The organism is Chromobacterium sp. Panama (assembly GCF_003052555.1).
Classification (GTDB): Bacteria; Pseudomonadota; Gammaproteobacteria; order Burkholderiales; family Chromobacteriaceae; genus Chromobacterium.
The window spans coordinates 4,837,158-4,855,901 of sequence record NZ_QARX01000001.1; the positions used below are offsets into that span (position 1 = coordinate 4,837,158).

Annotated in this window: 16 protein-coding genes; 4 read left to right on the forward strand and 12 right to left on the reverse strand. The window is 66.1% G+C overall.

Going from position 1 to position 18,744, the window contains the following annotated elements; all coding sequences use genetic code 11:
• Positions 1-86 precede the first annotated feature (86 nt).
• On the reverse strand, positions 87-2,072 hold the full coding sequence (tkt, locus tag DB032_RS21785; protein WP_107801296.1) for a transketolase: 1,986 nt from the start codon (positions 2,070-2,072) through the stop codon (positions 87-89).
• Positions 2,073-2,501: 429 nt separating this feature from the next.
• Here tkt and DB032_RS21790 point away from each other — a divergent pair, with 429 nt between their 5' ends.
• Positions 2,502-3,257, forward strand: a complete 756-nt coding sequence (locus DB032_RS21790) for a BPSS1780 family membrane protein (RefSeq protein WP_107801297.1) — start codon at positions 2,502-2,504, stop codon at positions 3,255-3,257.
• A gap of 61 nt (positions 3,258-3,318) precedes the next feature.
• On the opposite strand, the gene hutH is transcribed toward DB032_RS21790, so the two are convergent.
• The 6 genes from hutH to hutC all read right to left on the reverse strand — a co-directional run bounded on the left by hutH (position 3,319) and on the right by hutC (position 11,803).
• Complete coding sequence (gene hutH / locus DB032_RS21795) at positions 3,319-4,848, reverse strand: histidine ammonia-lyase (RefSeq protein ID WP_107801298.1); 1,530 nt, start codon at positions 4,846-4,848, stop codon at positions 3,319-3,321.
• Between the two features lie 141 nt (positions 4,849-4,989).
• Complete coding sequence (locus tag DB032_RS21800; protein WP_107801299.1) at positions 4,990-6,375, reverse strand: amino acid permease; 1,386 nt, start codon at positions 6,373-6,375, stop codon at positions 4,990-4,992.
• Positions 6,376-6,896: 521 nt separating this feature from the next.
• A complete protein-coding gene (hutU, locus tag DB032_RS21805; protein WP_107801300.1) occupies positions 6,897-8,570 on the reverse strand; it encodes a urocanate hydratase in 1,674 nt (557 codons plus the stop codon).
• 75 nt (positions 8,571-8,645) lie between these two features.
• Positions 8,646-9,569: a formimidoylglutamase gene (gene hutG, locus DB032_RS21810; RefSeq protein ID WP_107802074.1), complete on the reverse strand. Its 924-nt coding sequence runs from the start codon at positions 9,567-9,569 to the stop codon at positions 8,646-8,648.
• A 15-nt stretch (positions 9,570-9,584) separates the two neighbouring features.
• A complete protein-coding gene (gene hutI, locus DB032_RS21815) occupies positions 9,585-10,832 on the reverse strand; it encodes an imidazolonepropionase (RefSeq protein ID WP_107802076.1) in 1,248 nt (415 codons plus the stop codon).
• Positions 10,833-11,086: 254 nt separating this feature from the next.
• Positions 11,087-11,803 carry a histidine utilization repressor gene (gene hutC / locus DB032_RS21820; protein WP_199225959.1) on the reverse strand — a complete coding sequence of 239 codons (717 nt, stop codon included), beginning with the start codon at positions 11,801-11,803 and terminating at the stop codon, positions 11,087-11,089.
• A gap of 155 nt (positions 11,804-11,958) precedes the next feature.
• Between hutC and DB032_RS21825 the strand changes: the two genes are divergently transcribed.
• The 3 genes from DB032_RS21825 (at position 11,959) to DB032_RS21835 (ending at position 13,908) form a co-directional block, all read left to right on the forward strand.
• Complete coding sequence (locus DB032_RS21825; RefSeq protein WP_107801302.1) at positions 11,959-12,375, forward strand: DUF962 domain-containing protein; 417 nt, start codon at positions 11,959-11,961, stop codon at positions 12,373-12,375.
• A 35-nt stretch (positions 12,376-12,410) separates the two neighbouring features.
• The gene (locus tag DB032_RS21830; RefSeq protein WP_107801303.1) at positions 12,411-13,280 is read left to right on the forward strand and encodes a D-hexose-6-phosphate mutarotase; all 870 of its coding nucleotides are present in this window, start codon (positions 12,411-12,413) and stop codon (positions 13,278-13,280) included.
• 67 nt (positions 13,281-13,347) lie between these two features.
• The gene (locus DB032_RS21835) at positions 13,348-13,908 is read left to right on the forward strand and encodes a hypothetical protein (RefSeq protein ID WP_107801304.1); all 561 of its coding nucleotides are present in this window, start codon (positions 13,348-13,350) and stop codon (positions 13,906-13,908) included.
• Positions 13,909-14,132: 224 nt separating this feature from the next.
• Here the strand turns inward: DB032_RS21835 and DB032_RS21840 are convergent, their stop codons facing one another.
• The 5 genes from DB032_RS21840 to rarD all read right to left on the reverse strand — a co-directional run bounded on the left by DB032_RS21840 (position 14,133) and on the right by rarD (position 18,675).
• Positions 14,133-16,007, reverse strand: coding sequence for a M3 family metallopeptidase (locus DB032_RS21840; protein ID WP_107801305.1), 1,875 nt, complete (start codon positions 16,005-16,007; stop codon positions 14,133-14,135).
• A 123-nt stretch (positions 16,008-16,130) separates the two neighbouring features.
• Positions 16,131-16,694, reverse strand: a complete 564-nt coding sequence (locus DB032_RS21845; RefSeq protein WP_158274391.1) for a GNAT family N-acetyltransferase — start codon at positions 16,692-16,694, stop codon at positions 16,131-16,133.
• Positions 16,688-16,879 carry a hypothetical protein gene (locus DB032_RS24260; RefSeq protein ID WP_158274392.1) on the reverse strand — a complete coding sequence of 64 codons (192 nt, stop codon included), beginning with the start codon at positions 16,877-16,879 and terminating at the stop codon, positions 16,688-16,690. Before DB032_RS24260 ends, DB032_RS21845 begins: the two co-directional genes overlap by 7 nt.
• 304 nt (positions 16,880-17,183) lie before the next feature.
• Positions 17,184-17,459, reverse strand: a complete 276-nt coding sequence (locus DB032_RS21850; RefSeq protein WP_081547485.1) for a hypothetical protein — start codon at positions 17,457-17,459, stop codon at positions 17,184-17,186.
• Between the two features lie 301 nt (positions 17,460-17,760).
• Positions 17,761-18,675 carry an EamA family transporter RarD gene (rarD, locus tag DB032_RS21855; protein ID WP_107801307.1) on the reverse strand — a complete coding sequence of 305 codons (915 nt, stop codon included), beginning with the start codon at positions 18,673-18,675 and terminating at the stop codon, positions 17,761-17,763.
• Between the last annotated feature and the right edge of the window lie 69 nt (positions 18,676-18,744).

Here is an 18,744-nt window from a genome sequence, read left to right on the forward strand (position 1 = left end):
GCCGGCGCTCCGCGTGTTGTGTAGTGCGTCCACTACATGAAACGGCGAACAAAAGGCCATTGCTTTCGCAATGGCCTGTCTTTACATCACAGCAGCGCTTTGGTCTTGGCCACTACATTGTCGACGGTGAAGCCGAAGGCCTGGAACAGCTGCGGGGCCGGGGCGGATTCGCCGAAGTGATCGATGCCGACCACATCGCCGTCCAGGCCCACGTATTTGCGCCAGAAGTCCGGGTGGCCGGCTTCGATCGCCAGCCGCGGCAGGCCCGCCGGCAGCACGCTGTCGCGCCAGGCCTTGTCCTGGCGGTCGAACACATTGGTGCACGGCATGGACACCACGCGCACGGCGACGCCTTCCGCCGCCAGCGCGTCCTGCGCCTTCAGCGCCAGTTCCACTTCGGAACCGGTGGCGATCAGCACCGCGCGGGCGCCGGCGGCGTCGCGCAGCACATAGCCGCCCTTCTGGATGGCGGCCAGCTGCGCCGCGTCGCGGGCGACGAAGGGCAGGTTCTGGCGGCTCAGCACCATGCTGCTCGGCGTGGTCTTCTGCTCGACGGCGTGCGCCCAGGCCGCCGCGGTTTCGGCGGTGTCGCACGGACGCCAAGTGTGGTGGTTGGGGATGTAGCGCAGCGTGGCCACTTGCTCCACCGGCTGGTGGGTGGGGCCGTCTTCGCCCAGGCCGATGGAATCGTGGGTGAACACGAAGATCGGGTTGATCTTCATCAGCGAAGCCATGCGCAAGGCGTTGCGCGCGTATTCGCTGAACATCAGGAAGGTGCCGCCGTACGGACGCAGGCCGCCGTGCAGGGTCATGCCGTTCATGATGGCGGCCATGCCGAACTCGCGCACGCCGTAGCTGATGTAGTTGCCCTGGCCGTCGCGGTCAATCCATTTGGAGCCGGACCAGTTGGTCAGGTTGGAGCCGGTCAGGTCGGCGGAACCGCCGACGAATTCCGGCAGCGCCGGCGACAGCGCTTCCAGCGCGATCTGGCTGGCCTTGCGGGTGGCCACGGTCTGGGCGGCGTCGGCGATCTTGGCCAGCGCAGCGGCCTTGGTCTCTTCCCAGCCGGACGGCAATTCGCCGCTCATGCGGCGGCTGAATTCGGCGGCCAGTTCCGGGAAGGCGGCGCGGTAGGCGTCGAAGCGCTTGTTCCATTCGATCTCGGCCAGCGCGCCCTTGTCGCGCGCGCTCCACTCGGCGTAGATCTCGGCCGGGATCTCGAACGGCGCGTGCGGCCAGTTCAGGCCTTCGCGCGCGGCGGCGATTTCGGCCGCGCCCAGCGGCGCGCCGTGGCAATCGTGGCTGCCTTGCTTGGTGGGCGCGCCAAAACCGATGGTGGTCTTGCAGCAGATCAGCGTCGGACGCGCGCTTTCCTTTTGCGCGGTGGCGATGGCGGTGGCCACTTCCACCGGATCGTGGCCGTTGACGTTCTTGATCACCTGCCAGCCGTAGGCTTCGAAGCGGGCCGGGGTGTCGTCGGTGAACCAGCCTTCCACATGACCGTCGATGGAGATGCCGTTGTCGTCCCAGAAGGCGATCAGCTTGTTGAGCCCCCAGGTGCCGGCCAGCGAGCACGCTTCGTGGCTGATGCCCTCCATCAGGCAGCCGTCGCCCAGGAAAGCGTAAGTGTGGTGGTCTACGATCTGATGGCCGTCGCGGTTGAACTGCGCCGCCAGCATTTTCTCGGCCAGCGCCATGCCCACCGCGTTGGTGATGCCCTGGCCCAGCGGGCCGGTGGTGGTTTCAATGCCGGGAGCGTAGCCGTATTCGGGATGGCCGGGAGTCTTAGAGTGAAGCTGACGGAACTGCTTGAGGTCTTCGATGGAGAGGTCGTAACCGGTGAGGTGCAACAGGCTGTAGATCAACATGGAACCGTGACCGTTGGACAGCACGAAGCGGTCGCGGTCTGGCCAGTTGGGGTTGGCCGGGTTGTGTTTCAGGTGATCGCGCCACAATACTTCCGCGATGTCTGCCATCCCCATCGGGGCGCCGGGGTGACCGGATTTGGCTTTTTCAACGGCATCCATGGACAGGAAACGGATGGCGTTGGCAAGCTCGGTACGGGTGACCATTTCGGGAAAACCTCAAGACTTGTGTGGAAACCGGGACGACGGCCGCGCCATCCGAACATGCCTCCGGCATGGACCAACCGTCGCAAAATCATGGAATTATCGCCGATTTTCACCATTGGCGGCAACCGCCCCGCCGCGCGGAATACCGCTGCGGCATGAAGGGGCATGAAAAATAGCCGGATGCGGCCGTTTTGCAAGATAATGCCCAGGCCGGCATAAAATGCATTTTGAATCAAAAGCCTGCGAGCGACTCCGCGCCGGGTTCCGCCGATGACGAATGGGCAGAATGCGCGACAGACGCGCCGGCAGGGAAACCCGCGACGCAAATCGCTGTCAGTCTGGCTCTGTCTTTAGCCGCGAAAAAAAACGAACCGGCCGACGCGGCCAAGCGCCGCCGGCTCGATCGCCACAACCTTTTTGGAGATTTCGATGCAATCATTCGATGCCCTACCCGCTCCGCGCAAAGTCGCTTTCGGACGCGGCTGGCGCTGGATCGTGGAGGCCTTTTACATCGTCCGCCAGCAGCCGCTGACCTGGGTCCTGCTGGCGCTGGCCTATCTGGTGATCAATTTCATCGTCAACATGATCCCCTTGCTGGGCGGCCCGCTGTCCTTCTTCCTGGCGCCGGTGTTCGCCGCCGGCTTCATCCTGGCGGCGAAGAAATGCGAGCAGGGCTCGGAGCTGGAACTGGGCGATCTGTTCGCCGGTTTCAAGACCGCGCTGCGGCCGCTGATCAATGTGGGCATGCTCTACCTGGCCATCCTGATCGTCATCGGCGTGGTGCTGGGCCTGTTGATGGGCGCGATGGGCGTGAGCGTGGCCAAGAGCGATCCCAACGCGATCCCGGTGATCGCCGGCCCCATCGCGCTGTTCGCCTTCATCGGCGGCGTGGCCATCTTCCTGGTCAGCCTGGCTTACTGGTTCGCGCCGGCGCTGGTGACGCTGAACCAGGCCGGCCCGTGGCAAGCGATCCGCACCAGCTTGCAAGCCGGCCTCGCCAACTGGGGCGCGGTGCTGGTCAGCGGCCTGATGCTGGCGGTACTGGCCTTCATCGCGATGATTCCGCTGGGTCTGGGCCTCTTGCTCTGGTTCCCGGTGCTGTACGTGACCGCCTACACCGGCTGGAAGGATATCTTCGGCCAATCCGCGGTGCCGGCGCGTCCGGACGAGCCGGTGGTGTTCTAAAGGCCGTTGAATAAGAAAAGCCCGCCGTCAGGCGGGCTTTTTTTTGCGGCTGCGGCGGCGCTTACAGCGAGGGCAGCAGGCCGGCTTCGACGAAGCGGTTGTAAGAGCCGCTGGCCACCAACGCGGCGGCTTTCTCGATGTCCGGCGCGAAGTAGCGGTCCTTGTCGTAGAAGCTCACCTGTTCGCGCAGCTCGGCCTTGGCCGCTTCCAACTTGGCCGAGGTCTTGTGCGGCGCGCGGAAGTCCACGCCCTGGCAGGCCGCCAGCAATTCCACCGCCAGGATGCCGGCGGTGTTGCCGGCCATGTCGCGCAGACGGCGGCCGGCGAAAGTGGCCATGGACACGTGGTCTTCCTGGTTGGCCGAGGTGGGCAGGCTGTCCACCGAGGCCGGGTGCGCCAGCGATTTGTTTTCCGAAGCCAGCGCCGCGCCGGTGACCTGGGCGATCATGAAGCCGGAGTTGACCCCGCCGTTATTGACCAGGAAGGGCGGCAGCTTGGACAGATTGCTGTCGATCAGCAGCGCCATCCGGCGCTCGGACAGCGAGCCGATTTCGGCCAGGGCCAAGGCCAGGTTGTCGGCGGCGAAGGCCACCGGCTCGGCGTGGAAATTGCCGCCGGACAGGATGTCGTTGTCGGCGGCGAACACCAGCGGGTTGTCGGACACCGAGTTGGCCTCCACCGTCAGCACCGCGGCGGCCTGGCGGATCTGGGTCAGGCAGGCGCCCATCACTTGCGGCTGGCAGCGCAGCGAATACGGGTCTTGCACCTTGCCGCAGTTCTCGTGCGAGCCCTCGATCTCGCTATGCTCCAGCAGATCGCGGTAGATGCGGGCGGCGTCGATCTGGCCGGCGTGGCCGCGCACCGCGTGGATGCGCTCGTCGAACGGGGTGCGGCTGCCCAGCGCGGCTTCCACCGACAGCGCGCCGGCCACCGAAGCCGAGGCGTACAGGTCTTCCGCGGCGAACAGGCCTTCCAGCGCGAAGGCGGTGGACGCCTGAGTGCCGTTCAGCAAGGCCAGGCCTTCCTTGGGCGCCAGGGTGATGGGTTCCAGGCCGGCGGAGCGCATCGCCACCGCGCCCGGCACGCGGGTGCCGTTGACGAAGGCTTCGCCCTCGCCGATCAGCACCGCGCTCATATGCGACAGCGGCGCCAGATCGCCGGACGCGCCCACCGAGCCCTTCTGCGGGATCACCGGATAGATGCGCTGGTTGAACAGGGTGATCAGCGCCTCGATCACCAGCCGGCGGATGCCGGAAAAACCGCGCGCCAGCGAGTTGATCTTCAAGGCCATCACCAGGCGCACCGTGGATTCGTCCATCGGCGCGCCGATGCCGGCGGCGTGGGACAGCACGATGGAGCGCTGCAACAGCTCCAGCTCTTCCGGCGCGATGCGGGTATTGGCCAACAGGCCGAAACCGGTGTTGATGCCGTAGGCGGTGCGGCCTTCGGACAGCACCCGCGCCACGGTGGCGGCGGAGGCGTCGATGCCGGCGTGGCTGGACGGGTCCAGATGCAGTTGCAGATCGGTTTCACGTGAAACGCGGCGCAGCTCGGCCAGGCTGAGCGTGCCGGGAACGATGTTCAATACCATCTTGAGATTCTCCTTCTAAAGCGTTTGCAGCGCCGCTTGCCGCGGTGAGCGCTGGTCTTGTGTTATCGCGCCCTGCCGACAAGCGGCTTGAATGTTCCGGCGAGCCCGCGCCCGCCGGACAGAAAACCTTGCGCCGCGCCTTTAGGCGGCGTCGCGCCGAGCCTCCGCCTCCGCGCCGGGCGCCAGCACCCGGCTCCACAGGAAGTGGCCGGCCACCACCAGCGCCACCCAAGCGGCGCCCACCAGCAGCGCGGAGCGGGTATCCTCGAAGTAACCGAGCACGCCGATCACGAACAGCATGAACCCTATCGCCGCCAGCGGCGCGTACGGCCAGAACGGCACCGGGAATTTCAGCTCCGCCGCCTGCTCCTTGCTCATCTGACGACGCATCGCCACCTGAGACAGCAGAATCATCAGCCATACCCACACCGTGGCGAAGGTGGCGATGGAGGCGATCAGCAGGAACACGTCCTTGGGCATCAGGTAGTTGAGCACCACGCCCAGCAGCAAGGCGGCTGCCATGACCAGCACCGTCATCCACGGCACGCCGTTGGCCGACAGCTTGGCGAAGCTTTGCGGCGCCTGGCCCTGACGCGCCATGCCGTACAACATGCGGCCGGCGCCGAAGATGTCGCTGTTGATCGCCGAAATCGCCGCCGAGATCACCACCGCGTTGAGAATGTGGGCGGCGGCGGGAATGCCCAGGCTTTCGAAAATCTGCACGAAGGGGCTGCCCTGGCTGCCGATCTTCGGCCACGGGAAGATGGACATCAGCACGGTCAGCGTCAGCACGTAGAACAACAGGATGCGCACCGGCACCGCGTTGATCGCGCGCGGGATGGTGCGCTGCGGGTCCTGCGCCTCGCCGGCGGAAATGCCGATGATCTCGATGCCGCCGAAGGCGAACATCACCACCGCGAGCGAGGCGATCACCCCGCCCCAGCCATTGGGCATGAAGCCTCCGTGCGACCATAAATTATGCAGGCCGCTGGCCTCGGCGCTGCCGAAGCCGAACAGGATGATGGCCACGCCGCCTATGATCATCGCGATAATGGCCCCCACCTTGACGATGGACAGCCAGAACTCCATCTCGCCGAACACCTTGACGCTGCACAGGTTCAAGGCGCCGATGAAGAAGATGATGCTCAGCACCCAGACCCAGCGGTCCACTTCCGGAAACCACAAACTCATATAGATGCCGAAGGCGGTCACGTCGGCCAGGCAGACGATGATCATCTCGAAAGCGTAGGTCCAGCCGGTGATTACCCCGGCCAAGGGGCCCAGGTAGCTGGTGGCGTAATGGCCGAAGGAACCGGCCACCGGATTGTGCACCGCCATTTCGCCCAGCGCGCGCATCACCATGTAAACGGCGGCGCCGCCGATCAAATAGGCCAGCAATACCGCCGGACCGGCCATCTGTATCGCCGCCGCCGAACCGTAGAACAAGCCGGTGCCGATGGCCGACCCCAGCGCCATGAAACGGATGTGACGGGCGGACAGGCCGCGCGTCAGTGTTTGTGTTTGCATCTCTCTCCTCCTGGGCATGGCTGCGCTTGCCGACCGAACGCGGATGCGCCCGCTACGCCGCATCCCGCGGCCCGGCATGTTTCGTTGAGCAACCCAGCGCCGGCAAACTGTAGAGCCAGCGTGGGCGGATCACAAGACCAAGACGCGGAAAGAGCGGCCGGTCATGACGAAGCAATGCGGACTGCGGGCGCGAACGCGCCGGTGCGTCTCAGTGGACGGGCAAGAACAACATGACCGTTTTTTTCCTTTGCAAGACGATTGCCAGCCCCGCCGCTTATTTGTACAAGCTTGTCGTGCGGGACCGCGGATCCGGGCCCTCCCGGATGCCGCCAGCCGCCGCCGGCGTGAGCGCGGCGGCGTTCCTACATTCAGAACAGGTTTACGATCTTGCGCGCTAGAGCGGGACAAGGCGTGGCGGTTGAAGACACGGAATGGTCATATGGCACATGAGCATTCTGAAACGGCTTTCAACGCCCTTTTCCATCTATCCTGCCGACGCGCAGCTGATCGTAAACAGGTTCTCAGCGCTTCAGCATCGGCAGGTCCAGCCCTTGCTCGCGCGCGCAGTGCTCGGCGATCTCGTAGCCGGCGTCGGCGTGACGCATCACCCCGGTGCCCGGGTCGTTGCGCAGCACGCGGCCCACGCGCTTGGCCGCGGCGTCGCTGCCATCGCAGACGATGACCACGCCGGAATGCTGGGAGAAGCCCATGCCCACGCCGCCGCCGTGATGCAGCGACACCCAGGTGGCGCCGCCGGCGGTGTTGAGCAAGGCGTTCAGCAGCGGCCAGTCCGACACGGCGTCGGAGCCGTCCTTCATGCTTTCGGTCTCACGGTTGGGCGAGGCCACCGAGCCGGAGTCCAGATGGTCGCGGCCAATCACGATGGGGGCTTTCAATTCGCCGTTCTTGACCATCTCGTTGAAGGCCAGGCCCAGACGGGCGCGGTCTTGCAGGCCCACCCAGCAGATGCGCGCCGGCAAGCCCTGGAAGCTGATGCGCTCCTTGGCCATGTCCAGCCAGTTATGCAGATGCGGATCGTCCGGGATCAGCTCCTTGACCTTCTGGTCGGTCTTGTAGATGTCTTCCGGATCGCCGGACAGCGCCACCCAGCGGAAGGGGCCGATGCCCTCGCAGAACAGCGGACGCACATAGGCGGGCACGAAGCCGGGGAAGTCGAAGGCATTGGCCACGCCCTCTTCCAGCGCCATCTGGCGGATGTTGTTGCCGTAGTCCAGCGTGGCGGCGCCGCGTTCTTGCAAAGTCAGCATCGCGCGCACCTGCGCCGCCATCGATTTCTTGGCGGCGGCGGTGATTTCGGCGCCGGAGGTCTTCTGCTTGGCGCGCCATTGCTCCACGGTCCAGCCCTGCGGCAGATAGCCGTGCACCGGGTCGTGGGCCGAGGTCTGGTCGGTGACCACGTCCGGAGTGATGCCGCGCGCCACCAGCTCCGCGAACACGTCGGCGGCGTTGCCCAGCAGGCCCACCGACACCGCCTTGCCGCTGTGCTTGGCCTCGTCGATGATGGCCAGCGCCTCGTCCAGGGTCTTGGCCTTGCGGTCCACATAGCGGGTTTTCAGGCGGAAATCGATGCGGGTCTCGTCGCATTCGACGGCGATCATGCTAAAGCCGGCCATGGTGGCGGCCAGCGGCTGAGCGCCGCCCATGCCGCCCAGACCGCCGGTCAGGATCCAGCGGCCTTGCGGCTTGCCGTCGAAATGCTGATTGGCGACGGCGAAGAAGGTTTCGTAAGTCCCCTGCACAATGCCTTGCGAGCCGATGTAGATCCAGGAGCCGGCCGTCATCTGGCCGTACATCATCAGGCCCTTCTTATCCAGCTCGTTGAAGTGCTCCCAGTTGGCCCAGTGCGGCACCAGATTGGAGTTGGCGATCAAGACGCGCGGCGCGTCGGCGTGGGTCTTGAACACGCCCACCGGCTTGCCGGACTGCACCAGCAGGGTTTCGTCGTCCTCCAGACGCTTGAGCACGTCCAGGATGGTGTCGTAACACTTCCAATCGCGGGCGGCGCGGCCGATGCCGCCGTACACCACCAGGCTTTGCGGGTGCTCGGCCACTTCCGCGTCCAGATTGTTCTGGATCATGCGGTAGGCGGCCTCGGTCAGCCAGCTCTTGCAAGTCAATTCGCTGCCGCGCGGCGCGCGGATATGGCGGGTCGGATCAAAACGCGGGTCGGACATCGGTATTCTCCTTTGTAGGCCCGCCGCCGGTTGTGGCCCGGCGGGCGGGGAATGACGCTATCGCTATCAACGGGTTCAGGGCTGTTTCAGATGCCGGCCGATGCTCCACGCCAGCCGGGCGGCGGTTTTGGCGCCGTGGCTGTCGATGTCGAAGGCCGGGTTCAGTTCCACCAGGTCGGCGGCCGCCAATTTGCCGCTTTCGGCCAGACGCCGGACCAGGGCCTCGACCACGGGCAGCGCCACCCCCATGGCGGCGGGGGCGGAAACCGCCGGCATCACGCTGGCGGGCAATACATCCAGATCTATGGTCAGGTAGACGATGTCCACCTGATCGACGAAGGCCATCATCGCGCTGCGCACCGTGGACAAGGTGTCCAGCGTCATATCGCTGTCCAGCGTCCACTTGACGCCGAGCGCGCGGGCGCGGGCGAACAAGGCCTGGGTGTTGGACGGCTCGGCCACGCCCAGGCACAGATAATGGAAGGGACGGCCGGCCTGCGCGCAGTCGGCGGCGATCTGGGCGAACGGGGTGCCGGAGGTGGCTTCGGCCGCTTCGCGGATGTCGAAATGGGCGTCAAAATTGACGATGCCTATCACCTTGTCCGGATGCGCGGCCGCCAGTCCGCGCCAGGTGCCGTAGGCGGTTTCGTGGCCGCCGCCCAGCACCAGCGGAAAGTGGCCGTCGGCGCGCAGCCGGCGCACCTGCTCGCCCAAGCGCGCCTGCGCGGCGTCCAGGTCGCCGTCGGCGCAGGCCACGTCGCCGGCGTCGCACAAGGGCAAGGCCTGATGCCAGGCCAGATTGGCCAGCGCCTTGCGGATCGCCGTCGGGCCGGCGGCGGCGCCGACGCGGCCCTGATTACGACGCACGCCCTCGTCGCAGGAGAAACCGACGATGCCGACGCCCGGCTCCAGCCCGGCGACGTAGGGACGCGCCAGCTGATGCCAGCGCCGCGCCAGATCGCCCTCGCCGGCGTCGACCCGGCCGCTCCAAACACTCATGTCCACGCTCATGCTTCAACAGCCTTTCATATGCTGCGCCACCCCGCGGAACACGCGCTGACGCAAAGGATTGTCGCCCAGGCCGTAAACGATCTCGGCCGGCGAATCGATGTCCCACACCAGCAGGTCGGCGACATGGCCGGCGGCCAGCCGGCCGTGGCTGGCGCCGCGGCCCAGGGCTTGCGCCGCGTGGCGGGTGACGCCGGCCAGCGCCTCTTCCGGCGTCAGACCGAACAGCACGCAGGCCTGGTTCATCGCCAGCCGGATGGAGGCGAACGGACTGGTGCCGGGGTTGAGATCGGTGGACACCGCCATCGGCACGCCGGCGGCGCGCAGCAGGTCCACCGGCGGCTTTTGGGTTTCGCGCAGGAAGTAGAACGCGCCCGGCAGCAGCACCGCCACGGTGCCGGCGGCCTTCAGCGCGGCCACGCCGGCGGCGTCCAGGTATTCAACGTGATCGGCGGACCAGCCGCCGAACTCGGCCACCAGTTCGGCGCCGTGCAGATTGGACAGCTGCTCGACATGGCCTTTGACCTTGAGGCCGTGCGCGCGCGCCGCTTCGAACACGCGGCGGGTCTGCGCCGGGCTGAAGCCCACGCTTTCGCAGAAAGCGTCCACCGCCTCGGCCAGGCCAGCGCTCGCGGCGGCCGGCAGGATGGCGTCCACGATGTGGTCGATATAAGCGTCGGGCCGGCCTGCGTACTCCGGCGGCAGCGCGTGGGCGGCCAGCAAGGTGGCGGACACCTCCACCGGCAGCTCGTCCCGCAGGCGCCGCGCCGCGCGCAGCTGCTTGAGTTCGTCCTCCAGGCTCAGGCCGTAGCCGGACTTGATCTCCACCGTGGTCACGCCCTCGGCCATCAAGGCGCGCAAGCGCGGCTTGGCGGCGGCGGCCAGGCCGGCTTCGTCCAGCGCCCGGGTGGCGCGCACGGTGGAGACGATGCCGCCGCCCTCGGCGGCGATCTGCTGATAAGGCACGCCGTTGAGGCGCTTTTCCCATTCGGCGGCGCGGTTGCCGCCGTAAACCAGGTGAGTGTGGCAGTCGATGAAGCCGGGCGTGATCCAGGCGCCCTTGGCGTCGATCACCGCGCCGTCGAAGCCGGCGGGGTCCACGTCCGCGGCCGCCGGCAGCGCGACGATGCGGCCGGCTTCCAGCAATAGCGCGTGGCCGTCCAGCGCTCCGTAAGGCGCCGGGCGGCTAGGGTCCATGGTCGCCAGCCTGGCGTTGATCCACAGGCTGCGGCGATCCGTTTCGGCTTGACTCATGGTGGGCTCGCTGCGGGTTATTTGTATATACAATTAATCCTATCCAAACAGCCTGTCAAGTTTGAAGCGGTGATTTTTGTAAACAGGCCGAATTGGCAGATTTTACTTATAGTCCAATCACTTGATGTTGCATGGCAACAAAAAAGCCGCCCGGCGGCGGCTTGAGGCGACTGGAAAATTCAGCCTCTATTTGTATATACAATATTGCGCTCGAACAAGCGCGGCAAGCTGCGGCGCAGCATCCCCGCCGCCGCTCAGCGCTTGACCCGGGTTTGCGAACGCAATTTGTAGCGCGAGCCCGGATGCGTCAGCCGCGCGAAGCTGACCAGCTTCTTGTGCGACCAAGTGCGGCGCAAAACCAACAGGCAGGGCTCCTGCGCCCTCATGTCCAGCATCGCCTGCTCGGCCGCGCTGGGCAGCACCGCCTCCACGCTGTGCTCGATGTCGGTCAGCGGGCAGTTCTTCATCAGGTAGTCGTTGGGCGTGCGGCTGCTGAAGTCCTGTTCCAGATAATCCGGCGCGAAAGCGGGATTGACGTAGCGGTCTTCCAGCTGGATGGCCACATCGTCCTCGCGGTGGACGATGAGCGAGCGGAACACCGTGCTGCCCTCCTTCACCCCCAGGCGCAGCGCCACGTCTTCGGTGGCCTGCACGGCCTTGAGTTCGTAGACGTCGGCGCTGTGGCGATGGCCGCGCGCCTCGATTTCTTCGGAGATGTTGTTGATGTCCAGCAGCGGGGACTCCGCCTTGCGCTCCGCCACATACGTGCCGTCGCCGGCGAAGCGCAGCAGGATGCCGGCCTCGGCCAGATCCCGCACCGCCTTGTTGACGGTCATGCGCGATACCTGGAACTGACGCGCCAACTCCAGCTCGGGCGGAATCTTGCCGCCTGGCAGAAACTGGCGGGAACGAATGCCTTCAAGGATGTATTCCTTGATGCGCAGATAACGCGGTTGTGCTGTGGATGACACCTTGGGAACCCAGACATTAACGGTTGGCAAAAGGATTGTAGCCCAAGGCGGCGCGCAAGCCCCTGATCCAGCGCAGACAAAACCGGCCGCGGGCATTGCCGCCGCCGCTTGTCTGCGCCAAGATGGAAGCCCGTCGCCCGTTTGCGAGGCCTGACATGACGCTTGAGCAATGGTTGCAAGAGTATGATCTCAGTCACCGCCATCCCGTCAATATCCGCATTCATAAAATCTGCGTGCCCGCCATCGTGTTCGCGCTCTTGGGCCTGCTCTCCAGCGTGCCCTCGCCGTTGAACCTCGCCTGGCTGGCGGCGGCGGCCGGCCTGGCCTTCTATTGGCGGCTGGGCCGCGCGCCCGCGCTGGCGATGGCGGCGATGTGCCTGCCCATGCTCTTGCTTCTGGAGGCGGCGTCCCGCGCCGGCCTGCCGCTGGCGCTGCTCTCTCTGGGGCTGTTCGTCGTCGCCTGGATCGGCCAGTTCGTCGGCCACGCGATCGAGGGCAAAAAGCCCTCCTTTCTGCGCGACCTGCAATTCCTGCTGATCGGCCCGCTGTGGACGCTGCGCCGCTGGCTATAGCGCGCTATCATCGGTTTTTTGCCCGGAAGCTCCGTATGTCCGTCGCCCTGCCTCCCGCCGCCGCGCTGTCCAGCCGCGCGCCCGGCGTCGATATCCTCGTCATCTCCACGGCGGATTTTCACGCGGAAATCTCCTTGCTGGGCGGCCAGTTGCTCAGCTTCCGCGCCGCCGGCCAGCAACCCTTGCTGTATTTGTCGCCGCAGGCGCGCTACCAGCCGGGCAAGGCCATACGCGGCGGCGTGCCGCTGTGCTGGCCCTGGTTCGGCCCGCACCCCGACGACGCGAGCCTGCCGGCCCACGGCGTGGCGCGCACGCAAGCCTGGCGCCTGGACGAGGTCCGCGAGGACGCCGGCGCGTTCCACGTGAAACTCTCCGGCCCGGAATGCGACGGCCTGACGGCGGAAATGGAATACCGGCTGGGCGCGGCGGTGGAGGCGGCGCTGACCACCCGCAACCGCGGCGACCGCCCGCAACGCCTCGGCGCCGCGCTGCACAGTTATCTGGCGGTGGGCGACGCGCGCCAAGCCGCCTTGTCCGGCCTGGACGGCGAGCGCTGTCACGACAAGGTGGCCGGCCGCGAAAGCCGCTGGCCGGACGGCGAATTCCGCTTCCGGGGCGAGGTGGACAGCATTGTTTACAGCGAGCGCCCCGCCTTGCTGCGCGACCCGGTCTGGCGGCGTTGCATTCGCGTCACAGCGGAAGGCGCCGGCAGCGTGGTGGTGTGGAATCCGGCGGCGGAGAAAACCGCCTTGCTGGGCGACTTGCCGGACGCCGCCTGGCTTGATTTCGTCTGCGTGGAAACCGCCAACGCCGGCGACGATGTCCGACTGCTCGCCCCCGGCGCCAGCCACCGCCTGGCCTGCCGCTTGACGCTGGAACCCTTCCACGGCGAGGCCGGGGTATAATGAGGGCCGATGCCGCCGCGGCGCACAGCCCGGCGGACCGCGTTTTTCAGTTCCGGAACCCCTAGCGATGGCCAGACCCGACAAGATTTCCCGTTTCCTGCCGATTTCCTTTGCCAACGGCAACAGCGTGCGCCGCTTCGGCAAACACTGCCCCAGCTGCCGCGCGATGGTGGGCTCGGAGCATATGGAAGGCATCGCCAGCAAACAGCAGGACAAGATCTTCCTCGCGGCCCAGGCGCGCTGCCCGTCCTGCGGCGCCGGTTTCCCGGTGCGTTGCGTGATCACGGACGACAAGCGCGTGCACCGCGTGCTGCTGCCGCATTGGGCCTTCCGCATGTGGCTGCACATGGCCACCCGCAACGATCCGCAGCCGCCCGGCGACGAAAACTGGACGCTGGAGGAAAGCCCGTCGGAAACGCCGCAGCAAGGTTTCGTGCTGCCCGACAACGCCTTCGTCACCCGATCGGAAGAAGTGCTGGGCCGTTTTCAGGGCGAGCCCATCAACGCCTGGATCGAATATCAGGGCCAGCGCTTCGTGTTCGAACGCGCCGCGCCGCCCAGCGGCGACGCCCGGCTGGATTCAAGCGAGCTGCTGTTTGAAGGCCGGCTGATCTACCGCCAGGCCTGAAGTCTATAGCGCCGCTTCTGCTTCTGAGCGAGGACAAAGAAAACGGCAGCCCTTGGGCTGCCGTTGTCATGCGCGGCCTCAGAACGTGTTTACGATCTCGCGAGCTAAGGCGAGACAAGGCGAAAACGTCTGAGAAAGCGGGATGTGCACGTGGTACATGGGCATGTTGAGCTTGTACTCACCGTGTAACGCCCCGCGACGCGCAGCAGATTATGAACAGCTTCTCAGTGCGCCGCGGCCGGGTAGCGCTCTCTGACCCAAGTCTCGAAACGGCTGCACATTTCCGCCTCCCCGGCCTCGTTGTCGGCGATCAGCTCGGCGCCGTGCACCAGCCGTATCGTCGCGTCCAGCCGCTCCGGGTAATCCCGCGCGTAGTTCCGCTCCGCGGCGGCGGCGATCTGCCGCTCCGCCTCTTGCCAGGCCTCGGCCGCGCTGCGCTTGCAGGCCTCCGCCAGATAAAGGGCGTTGAAATGCTCGCCGGTCAGGCTCAGCAAGGTGGCGTCGTGGCTGAGACTGTTGCCCGGCGCCCAGTAATGCTCGGCCAGCAGCGGGCCGATCGCAGGGTTGTCGGTCAAATAGCCGTATTCGCGCAGGAAGTGAGCGCGGGTCTGATACACCGCCATATGCGCCAGCAGATAGCCGTGATAGGACGCCGCCGACTCCTGGTTCAGCAGATGCGGAATCGCCAGCAGCGGCCGCGGACCGCATTCCACGCCCAGAATCTCGCGCTCGCAACGACGCGCCAGCACCAGCACCGTCTCCGGCTTCAGTTCCGCCTCCGGCAAGCGATACAACTCGCGCTCGAAGTAGGCGACCACGGCGATGGAGCGCTCGGAGAAGGCGAAGAAGGGCTGGACCGCTTCGATGCGCGCGCGGATCAAGGCGTCCGGCATCGCCTCCCCCGCGGCGTTGCGCGCGTAGCGCTTCAGCCAATCGGCGTCGTTCAGCAGGCTGTCGCAGAACATGCTCTGGGTTTCGGCATAAGCCATCGAAGTGGGCGCGAACTCCTGGGAGAAGCACGGCGCGTTCTGGATCACATTGGCGAAGTGCGCGGCGTGGCCGCCTTCGTGGAACAGGGTGTTGATCGCGCGCGCGCCGCTGCCCACCTGGTCCGGCGTGGCGTCGGCGGTGAAATTGATCCGGCCCGGCACCCAGCGTCCATCGTCGTAAAAGCTGGGCACCGGCCCGTGGCAGAAACCGTTCTGATACTTGCCCTTGCGCTCCACCAGGTCCAGCTGCATCGTGGCTTGCCGGTATTGCACGCCCAGCCGGCGGAAACTCAGCACCCAGCGCTCCACCGCCTTGGAGAACGGCAGATAGGGGTCCATCTGCCGGGTGACGTCGCCGCTCATGTGAAAACGCAGATTGTGCGGCAGCAGCGCGTCCTCGCCCTTGTCGTCGGCCAGACGCCGCAGCGCTTGCTGATTGGCGTCGCGGGTGCGCGCCTCGAAATCGTCGAGAACGGCGAACAGCGCCTCCGGCGTCATCTGCTCGTTCTTGCGCACCTTGTGCTCGAAATAATCGGCGCTGCCCAGGCTGCGCGCCAGCGCGTTGCGCTGTTTGACGATGTCGAGAAAGCCGTTGTCCAACACCCAGCGCTCGAGATCGAGCAAGGCGTCGTGCGAGCTCTTGCGCGCGGCGGCGTCCGGGTTGGTGGTCATATTGATGCTCAACATGGTCAGCGTCGCCTCTTCGCGCTCGCCGCGCTCGTTGACGTGGCTGAGCGCGAGGTCGCGGCGCTTGGCGAACAGCGCGGCCTCCATCTCGATCAGCCGGCGCATCTGCTCCTGCGCCGCCTCGCTGTCGACGATATTGCTCTCGAACAAGGCCAACCATCCCCGATAACCGTGCAGCAGGGCGTCGCGCTCCGCGCCGGCCGGCTGCGCCTGCAAGCCCTCCAGCGCCGCGCGCACCGCCGTCAGCCGCTCCGGGCTGGAGATGAAGGCCTTGTAGGCCGCTTCCGCGCGGGCGAAACCGTCGTGGTCGTCGGAAACCGCCATATAGGTGTCCCAGAACAGGTCTTCCTTGGTCTTATGCACCGCCAGGTAATCGCGGTTGAGCTGGTCGAAGCCCGCGCGCAGTTCGGCAATCGCTGTCATCTTGCTCACTCTCCTTTGCGCTGTCCGTCGGCCGCTTGTGGCGGGCCGGAACAGTCTGTTTATGAAGTTTGCATTAAGTGTGCGCGAGCGTCCTCCGCCGGTCAAGCGCGGGCCGCGCCCAAGCTAGCCGCGCGCTTCCGCCGCCCATTGCAGGACTTCCCGCCGCGGGCCGGCGAAGGGCGGCGGCACCGCGGACAAGAGCAGGCTCAGCCTCGGCTCAGCGCCCAGCGGCTGCACCACGAAACCCAAACGCCGCGCCAATTGCAGCATGGCGATGTTGCCGGGCGCGCAATCGGCCCAGATCCGGTGCCAGCCCAATTGGCGGTAGCCGAAGTCCAGCATCATCCGCGCCGCCTCCAGCGCGTAGCCCTGGCCCCAGGCCGATTCCGCCAGTTCGATGCCGAAGCCGGCTTCGCCGCCGCGTCCCAGGCCGCGCAGGCCGACCGAACCGAGCAGCGCCTTGTCTTCGACGCGCACGATGGCCAGCTGCCAGCCGCGGCGGGGAGCGTCGCGCTGCTGCTCCAGAAAGCGCAGCAATAACTGCCCGCTGCGCGCAGGCGTGAGTTCTTCCGGCGGGTAATGACGGGCGAACTCGCGGCCGCTGCGCGCCATCGCGTAGGCGGCGTGGTCGTCCGGGCGGAAATCGCGCAGCATCAGACGCCGGCTGTAGAGCAAGGGGCTCAGCATAAGCCGCCCTTCTCCAGCCGCAGCCGGTGAATGCGCTGTTCCAGCTCCTGGCGACGGTGTCGCTCTTGTTGATCCTGGTGTTGAGTCTGGCTTCTCAGCCATGCTTTATCGGTCAACGCCGCGTGGTCGTCGCCGAGAATGTCGCGCAGCAAGTGCCGCGACAGGGGAATAAAGAACAATGCCATGATGGCGTAACCTGTAAAGAACGATAAAGATCATGGACGGCTGGCCCGCGGGGAGCGGGAAGGCGTCCGGCATGCGTCGTCCGGCTTGTGGGGCCGGGCGACGCTGCGCAGTCTGCTACCGGGATGGCATGGCGTCAAGCATAATCTGAGCGAAACATACCTATGGCATGGATGGAGGGAAGCCGTAGCCGCTAAATCCGTTTACGCTCCTCGCGAGCGGGAACGAGACAGGCGAACGCCGCCGAGAAAAGCGTAGGAGCGGTACGAAGGGGCGCGCCGCGCCCGGCGGGCATGGCGCAGGCGCTCAGCGCCACCAGCCGAGATAACGGGCCAGGCTGGTGGAAATGGCCGCGTCGGTCAGGCCCAATTGCAGGCCCACCATCGCCGCGTAGAGCTGCATGCCGTGTTCGTCCGGCATATAGGGCAGCGCCCAATCGCTCAACATCGGATACAGCAAGCACGCCAGCAACAGGCCTGCCGCCAGCGCCGCGCCCACCCAGGCGCGGGAACGCGCGCGCAGGGCCAAGCGGATCAGAAGATCCGAACCGAAGAAAACCACGCTAACCAGATAGAGCGCCATGACGCGCCTCCTTGCAAAATATTGACCATGTCACTCCGCCGCCGGCGGCACGAGGGCGGCTCGGAGCGAATGCTTGTTTTTGGGGCAATCAGGGGCGGCAACGCATTGCAATGATGCATGGGCGGCGCGGTGCAACCGCGCTCGGTGCTTTTGAACGGCTGGCGCGGGCCGGATTCGGCTCGGCAATGGGCCGACGCCGGAAACACTCGGCGACGGCCCATTGAGTGGTTTATAGCAGACTCTCCTAATGAAAACAGCCCGCGTTTCTTGCGAAACGCGGGCTGCTCCAAACGCGGAAAACTCAGGTCGCGGCGGCGCGTCGCCCCTGCCACATCTGCAGCAGACCGGCGGCGGAGTACAGCAGCAGCGCCGCCCAGATCAGGCCGAAACCCAGCGCGCGGCCGCTGTCGAACGCCTCTCCGAACAAGAGCACGCCCAGCGCCAGCTGGATGCTGGGGCCGATGTACTGGATCACTCCCACCGTCGCCAGCTTGAGCCGGCGCGCGCCGGCGGCGAACAGCAGCAAGGGCACCGCGGTCACCACGCCGGCGCCTATCAGCAAACCGGTCTGCGCGGCGGAGCCATGGCCGAAAGCGCCCTGCCCCTGCCATTCGAACCAGACCAGGGCCAGCGCCGCCAGCGGCGTCATCAGGAAGGTTTCCAAAGCCAGGCCCTCCAGCGAGGCCAAGGGCGCCTTCTTGCGCAGCAGGCCGTACAAGCCGAAGGTGGCCGCCAGCGACAGCGCGATCCACGGCAAGGCGCCGGCGCTGTAAGTGATCCAGGCCACGCCGGCCGCCGCCAGCAGCAAGGCGGCGTTCTGCAGCCCGCTCAAGCGCTCGGACAGAAAGATCCGGCCCAACAACACATTGAACAGCGGATTGATGAAATAGCCCAGGCTGCCCTCCACCACGTGGCCGGCGTTCACCGCCCAGATATAGATCAGCCAGTTCAGCGACAGCAGCAGGGAAGACAGGCCGAAGATGCCCAGCTTTCGCGGCTCTCGCACCGCGGCCGGCAGCCAGCCCCAATGATTGCGCGCGGTCAGCACCGCCGCGACGAACACCGCAGACCAGACAATGCGGTGGCACAGAATTTGCAAAGCCGGGACATCGTGCAGCGGCTTCCAGTACAGAGGAAACAGACCCCAACAGATGAAGGCGGCAACGGTGAAAACGACGCCGCGGCCGCTTTCGGGGGTAGAAGAAACTGAACTCATGGGATTTCACACAGCAAGGGAGGGGGTCAGGATGACAGCTTAACCAAATTGCCTCAGCGGAAAAACCGC